The sequence below is a fragment of the Tenacibaculum finnmarkense genome, assembly GCF_900239185.1.
GTDB classification, from domain to species: Bacteria; Bacteroidota; Bacteroidia; order Flavobacteriales; family Flavobacteriaceae; genus Polaribacter; species Polaribacter finnmarkensis.
Genome location: NZ_OENA01000010.1, coordinates 26,194 through 32,971, shown reverse-complemented (window position 1 = coordinate 32,971; position 6,778 = coordinate 26,194). Strand labels below are relative to the sequence as shown.

Below are 6,778 nucleotides of genomic sequence, written 5' to 3'. Positions count from 1 at the left end.
TGTTAAAAAACACTTTAGTTAAAATTTAAACAGGCTCTTAATGCTGATAAAGTTCTCGATACTATTTTTTTGAAGAAAAAAAATCACTCGAACTGATCGTTTGTTTTCGTGAATAGGAATTTACTTCCAATTTTCAGGCTGATGTTCTGGGGTTCTCATTTTGATGCGATGCTTAAATAAATTCAGCAGGACGTTTTAAATAACTTAAACAGAAAAAAAATCACTCGAAATGACAGTTTGTTTTGTTAATAGGAATTTACTTCCGATTTTCAGGCTGATGTTCTGGGGTTCTCATTTTGATGCGATGCTTAAATAAATTCAGCAGGACGTTTTAAATAACTTAAACAGAAAAAAAATAACTCGAACTGACAGTTTGTTTTCGTTAATAGGAATTTCGTTTTAAATTCTTCAAACAAGAATAAACCTCACAGGTTTTAAAAACCTGTGAGGTTTAAGTTTTACTGCTCGAAATGATAGTGTGAACTTTGCCTAAATTATAGTTGATTTATCAATTTATCGAAATTAGTACAAATGCCTAGCCCCGATTGACGCTTTGTTTGAGCTCTTTTTTGTTTTTCTTTTTAAAAAACAAAAAAAGCGAGTGCGGAAAGCGGGAAATTGCTGCTAAAAAATCGTTCCTTTAATATATAGGTTGGTTTTAATGAAATTCTTGCGTTTTTCTTGTCATTATATATAAGGTGTCAAATTTTCTAATTATTTTACTACTTCTCCCCTCTTTATTTGTGCTATTAGCATTTTTTTATAAAAAAATAACAAAACAAGATTATTTGTTTGAAATAAAACTTTAAGCTGTTTTATTGTTCTTATTTAGGTTAAAACACTTACCTAAATAGGTATTTACTGCTGGCGACAATAATATTAAAACATTGACCTACATCACTTAAAGATTAATAACACTAAGTAAAACATCGCTTATTTTAGTCAACTTTTCTTTTTTTAAAAAAATACAGCAACAAGTTTTTTTATCTGAGATTAATCTTTAGATTTGTCTTTGTACAACAAATACAAAAATGACGTTACAAAACATCTGGCAAGGTTTCTATTTTTACTTTTATTTTTTTAATAAGGGCTGAGACTTTGTATCGTATTGTTAACTAACAAATATAACTTATAAAGTCTCGATATATCGAGGCTTTTTTTTTGATTTAAAATGAAAAAAATAATAGCTATTCAAGGAGCAGAAGGTTCTAATCATCATAAGGTTGCTCGAAATTTTTACGGCGCCAACACTTTATTGAAAGAGTGTATGTCTTTTGATGTTTTAGTGGATTGTTTGCTTAATAAAACGGCGGATATTGGTATTATGGCACTCGAAAACACGATTGCGGGGTCTATTATTCCTAATTATGCTTTAATTGATCAGCATAATTTACATATTATTGGAGAGGAATATTTGAATATTCATCATCATTTAATGGCGCTTCCGAATCAGAAAATAGAGGATATTACCGAGGTTTGTTCGCATCCGATGGCGCTTTTACAGTGTAAGGAGTTTTTTAAGAGATATCCAAAAATAAAGTTAATTGAAGATGTTGATACTGCTGAAGTTGCTAAAAGAATTGCTAAAAATAAGCTAAAAGGTGTGGCGGCTATTGCGCCGAAAATTGCGGCAGAAATTTTTAATTTACAGGTAATTGAAGATGGTATTCAAACCATGAAAGAGAATGCTACTCGTTTTGTTATTGTGCAAACAAAGCCAGTAAATAATGGCACTCAGAACATAAATAAAGCGTCTTTAAAATTTGAGCTAGATCATAAAAGAGGTAGTTTGGCGACTATTTTAAATGTATTGAGCGATTGTAAAATGAATTTAACAAAAATTCAGTCGTTGCCAGTAATTGAAGCGCCTTGGAAATATTCTTTTTTTGTAGATGTTACTTTTGATAGTTATCAATTTTATGAAAAAGCGGTTGCTATTCTTAAAATAATGGCGGAAGATTTTAAAATATTAGGGGCTTATAAAAATGGAAGAAAATGATTGAAGCAGCAAAAAGATTAGATACCGTACAAGAATACTACTTTTCTAAGAAATTACGAGAGGTTAGAGGCTTGTCAGCAGCAGGAAAACCGATTATCAATATGGGAATTGGTAGCCCTGATTTATTACCACCGACCAAAGTTATTGATGCTATTCAAGAAAGTTTTAACGATGCGGTGGCGCATAAATATCAAAGTTATCAGGGGTTGCCTGAGTTAAGAAATGCGATTGCGAATTTTTATAAGCAAAAATTTGATGTTGTTGCAAATCCTGAGAATGAAATATTGCCTTTAATGGGCAGTAAAGAAGGAATTATGCATATTTCTATGGCTTTTTTAAATGAAGGCGATGCTGTATTAATTCCGAATCCTGGGTATCCGACTTATACTTCTGTGACTAAATTAGTGGGTGCAAATCCGATTTTTTACAACTTAAATGATGCTACAAATTGGCAGCCTAATTTTGAGGAATTAGAAAAATTAGATTTAAGCAATGTTAAAATTATGTGGGTGAATTATCCGCACATGCCAACGGGAACAAATGCAACTTTTCAAACGTTTGAAAAGTTAGTGGCTTTTGGTAAAAAGCATCATATTTTAATTGTAAATGATAATCCGTATAGTTTTATTTTAAATGATAATCCTATTAGTATTTTACAGGTTGATGGCGCTAAAGATATTGCCCTAGAACTAAATTCGTTAAGTAAAACCTTTAATATGGCAGGCTGGCGTGTTGGAATGGTTTTAGGAAATGCTAACTTTATCAACCAGATATTAAAGGTTAAAAGTAATATGGATTCTGGTATGTTTTACGGAATTCAAAAAGGCGCGATTCAAGCTTTACATTTATCGGATGATTGGTTTATTGCGCAGAATAAAATATACGAAGAACGTAGAGATTTAATTTTTCAACTTGCCGATACATTAAATTGTACTTATAATAAAAATTCAACAGGTTTGTTTGTTTGGGCTAAAATTCCAGCAGGAAAAACATCCGAAGAAATGGCGGATGAAATTTTATACGGAAAAGATATATTTATTACCCCTGGAACTGTTTTTGGTTCGCAAGGAGAAGGATATATTCGTTTTTCATTGTGTATTACAAAAGAAGTTATCAAAGAGGCTATTAATAGGTTTGCCTAAAAATAGGTGAAAATAAAATATCATTTCAAGCGAAAAAAAGCAATGAAATGATGCAAAAAAATAATATGAACGTATTTGTAATTGGGGTTGGTTTAATTGGTGGAAGTATGGTTTTAGATATTCAAAGAGAATATCCGAAGGCTGTTATTTATGGGATTGATGCCAACGAAAACCACTTAGAAGAGGCGCTAAAAATTGGCGTAATTAAGCATAAAGCAAACTTTAACGACTTGGATAAAGCCGATATTGTTATTGTTTCAATTCCGGTGGATGTTCAAATAGCAATAGTTCCTAAAATATTGGATATTATTACCGATGATTGCCTGGTTTTAGATGTTGGATCTACTAAAGAGAAAATTTGTAAAACCATTGAAAATCATCCGAAGCGAAGAAATTTTTTAGCAACACATCCTATTGCAGGAACGGAATTTTCAGGACCAACAGCGGCGCATGAAGGTTTGTTTTATCAGAAGACAAATATTATTTGTGAAGTAGAAAAAACAGCGTTCAAACTGCAAGAAAAAGCCTTGGAAATTTTTTCAAAACTAGGAATGCGTATTCGTTATATGGATGTAAAATCGCACGATAAACACATTGCTTACGTGTCGCATTTATCGCATATTAGTTCTTTTATGTTGGGGAAAACGGTGATCGAAAAGGAAAGAAACGAGCGTGATATTTTTGACATGGCAGGTTCAGGTTTTGCATCAACAGTTCGATTGGCAAAAAGTTCGCCCGCAATGTGGACGGCTATTTTTAAGCAAAACAAAGACAATGTTATAGAAACATTAGATGAATATATTGCTAATTTACAGCAATTTAAAGACGCAATATTGAAAGATGATTTTACTAAAATCCATAAAGAAATGGAAAGTACAAATCATATAAAACAAATATTAAACGGCATAAAATAAACGCCACAATAATAATCAAAATGAAAAATACAAAAGAATTAAGAACATGGTTGGATGATATGAGTTTAGCACATCCACTAGTAATAGCAGGGCCTTGTAGTGCAGAAACCGAAGAGCAGGTTTTAAAAATAGCACACGAATTAAAAGATTCTGATGTAAATTATTTTAGAGCAGGAATTTGGAAACCAAGAACAAGACCTGGGAATTTTGAAGGTGTAGGTGCTTTAGGTTTAAAGTGGTTGCAAAAAGTAAAAGCGGAAACAGGGATGAAAACCTGTACGGAAGTGGCAAATGCCGCCCACGTAAAATTAGCGTTAGAACATGATATCGATTTATTATGGATTGGTGCGCGTTCAACGGTATCGCCATTTATTATGCAAGAAATTGCCGATGCTTTACAAGGAACTGATAAAATTGTATTGGTTAAAAATCCTGTAAATCCTGATTTAGCTTTATGGTTAGGTGGAATTGAGCGTTTATATACGGCGGGAATTAAAAATTTAGGCGCAATTCACAGAGGTTTTTCTACCTATGAAAAATCTAAATATAGAAATATTCCTGAATGGCAAATTGCTATTGAATTTCAAAATAGATTCCCTGATTTACCGTTAATTTGTGATCCTTCGCATATTACAGGAAATAGAGAAATGATTTTTGATGTGTGTCAAACGGCGTTAGATTTGAATTTTAATGGCTTAATGATTGAAACTCATTTCGACCCTGAAAAAGCTTGGAGTGATGCTGCTCAACAGGTTACGCCTACAAAATTAAAGCAAATAATGGAAGATTTGAAGATTAGAAAAGCCACTGAAACTGATTCTGGCTATAGAGATTCTTTAGACAATTTACGTGCTCAAATTAATATAATTGATGGGCAGTTAATAGAAACGATGGCTAAAAGAATGAAAATAGCCGATAAAATTGGTGCTTTAAAGAAGGAGAAAAATGTTGCTGTTTTACAGTCTAGACGTTGGAATGAAATTCTTGGAAACATGATTTTAGAAGGTGAAAGTAAAGGTTTAAGCGAAGAATTTGTTTTAAAAATGTTTAAGGCAATTCATCAAGAATCTATTAATCATCAAGAAAAAATTATTAAAGGATAAAATAATAACAGTTGTTTTTTGGGCGTTACCACAAGGGTCAGGCTTTCGTTACTTGCTTTTTTTGTTTAAAAAAAACAAAAAAGAGCTCAAACAAACCACTCAATCCTTAACGCAACTTAGCAACCTTATTATTGCCTTTTTTAAACTATTAAAAGCCTCATAAAATTAAAAAGTTATGAGGTTTTTCTTTTTAGCTTCTTTAGAACCTGTTTAAGTTTCACATCCTGATTTGCTAGATTTTTGTCAATTCGAGTGATTTTAATGACTAAAAGAAATTAAAATTGTATCGAGAATTTTATTTTGATTGATTTAGATCTTAAAAAGTTCTCGATACAATTTTTTTGAAGGAAAAAAATCACTCGAACTGACAGGTTATTTGTGAATTTTTGTAATAAAATTTTATTGACTAAAATTTAAACGGAATCTTACTAAAAAAAAGAACTAAAAATATAAATCAAAACTTATTATTCCTAGCCCCGATTGAAGCATTTGTTTGAGCTCCTTTTTTTTTCCTTCAAAAAAAAGAGCGAGTGCGTAAAGCGGGAAATAGCTTCAAATTATTCATTATTTTAACTATTTACCACTAAAACTAAAAACAGCACAACTCACACTTTAATTTTTACATAAATTTCTGCATCTTTGTGGCATGACAGGAATTGTATATAAATCTACAGGGAGTTGGTATTTGGTAAAGTGTGAACAGGTTTTATACAAATGCCGTATTAAAGGAAAATTCAGATTAAAAGGTATCAAAAGTACCAATCCGATTGCCGTTGGAGACAAAGTTGATTTTGACTTAGAAACAAATAATAATGAAGAAACGGGTGTAATTACCAATATTCATGAACGTGATAATTTTATTGTGCGTAAATCGGTAAATTTATCGAAACAAACACATATTATTGCGGCTAATATTGATCAAGTTTTTTTATTGGTTACTATCAATAATCCGCCGACGTTTACCACTTTTATTGATCGTTTTTTGGTTTCCGCAAGAGCGTACAGAATTGATACTATTTTAGTTTTTAACAAAATAGATTCTTATAAGGTAGAAGAACGTGGCGAAATTTTATATTTAAAAGATATTTACCAAACTATCGGTTACCGATGTATTGAGGTTTCTGCAAAACAAAATACGAATGTTGATACTATCAAGAAAATGATGCTTGGTAAAACGTCGATGTTTGTTGGGCATTCTGGTGTTGGAAAAACGACTTTGGTAAATACTATTGATAAGGCGTTAAATTTAAAAACTAAAGAAATTTCTGATCAGCATAACCAAGGAAAACATACCACTACTTTTGCCGAAATGTTCGATTTGAATTTAGAAAATCCTCAAGATGCTCGAATTATTGATACGCCTGGAATTAAAGGTTTTGGTGTTGTTGATATCGATAAAGAAGAGTTAGGAGATTATTTTCCTGAATTTTTTGCGTTAAAACAAGATTGTAAATTTAACAATTGTATTCATGTAAATGAGCCAAAATGTGCGGTAAAAGATGCGCTAGAAGCGGACACTATTTCATGGGAACGCTACAAAAGTTATTTGCAAATTTTAGAGGGCGAAGAGGAACATTACCGAACTGATATTTGGGAAAAAGATAAAGAATAAACAAAGAA

Annotated in this window: 5 protein-coding genes; all 5 read left to right on the top strand. The window is 31.7% G+C overall.

Annotated elements, in window-relative coordinates:
- The first annotated feature begins 1,171 nt into the window (after positions 1-1,171).
- The 5 genes from AQ1689_RS00645 to rsgA all read left to right on the top strand — a co-directional run bounded on the left by AQ1689_RS00645 (position 1,172) and on the right by rsgA (position 6,770).
- The gene (locus AQ1689_RS00645) at positions 1,172-1,999 is read left to right on the top strand and encodes a prephenate dehydratase (RefSeq protein WP_101915064.1); all 828 of its coding nucleotides are present in this window, start codon (positions 1,172-1,174) and stop codon (positions 1,997-1,999) included.
- Entirely contained in the window at positions 1,996-3,141 is a 1,146-nt protein-coding gene (locus tag AQ1689_RS00640; protein ID WP_101954858.1) for a pyridoxal phosphate-dependent aminotransferase, read from the top strand. Before AQ1689_RS00645 ends, AQ1689_RS00640 begins: the two co-directional genes overlap by 4 nt.
- Before the next feature lie 65 nt (positions 3,142-3,206).
- Complete coding sequence (locus AQ1689_RS00635; protein ID WP_101954859.1) at positions 3,207-4,055, top strand: prephenate dehydrogenase; 849 nt, start codon at positions 3,207-3,209, stop codon at positions 4,053-4,055.
- 20 nt (positions 4,056-4,075) lie between these two features.
- Positions 4,076-5,158 carry a bifunctional 3-deoxy-7-phosphoheptulonate synthase/chorismate mutase type II gene (locus AQ1689_RS00630; protein WP_101915066.1) on the top strand — a complete coding sequence of 361 codons (1,083 nt, stop codon included), beginning with the start codon at positions 4,076-4,078 and terminating at the stop codon, positions 5,156-5,158.
- 646 nt (positions 5,159-5,804) lie between these two features.
- Positions 5,805-6,770, top strand: a complete 966-nt coding sequence (gene rsgA / locus AQ1689_RS00625) for a ribosome small subunit-dependent GTPase A (RefSeq protein ID WP_101915067.1) — start codon at positions 5,805-5,807, stop codon at positions 6,768-6,770.
- Positions 6,771-6,778: the final 8 nt, after the last annotated feature.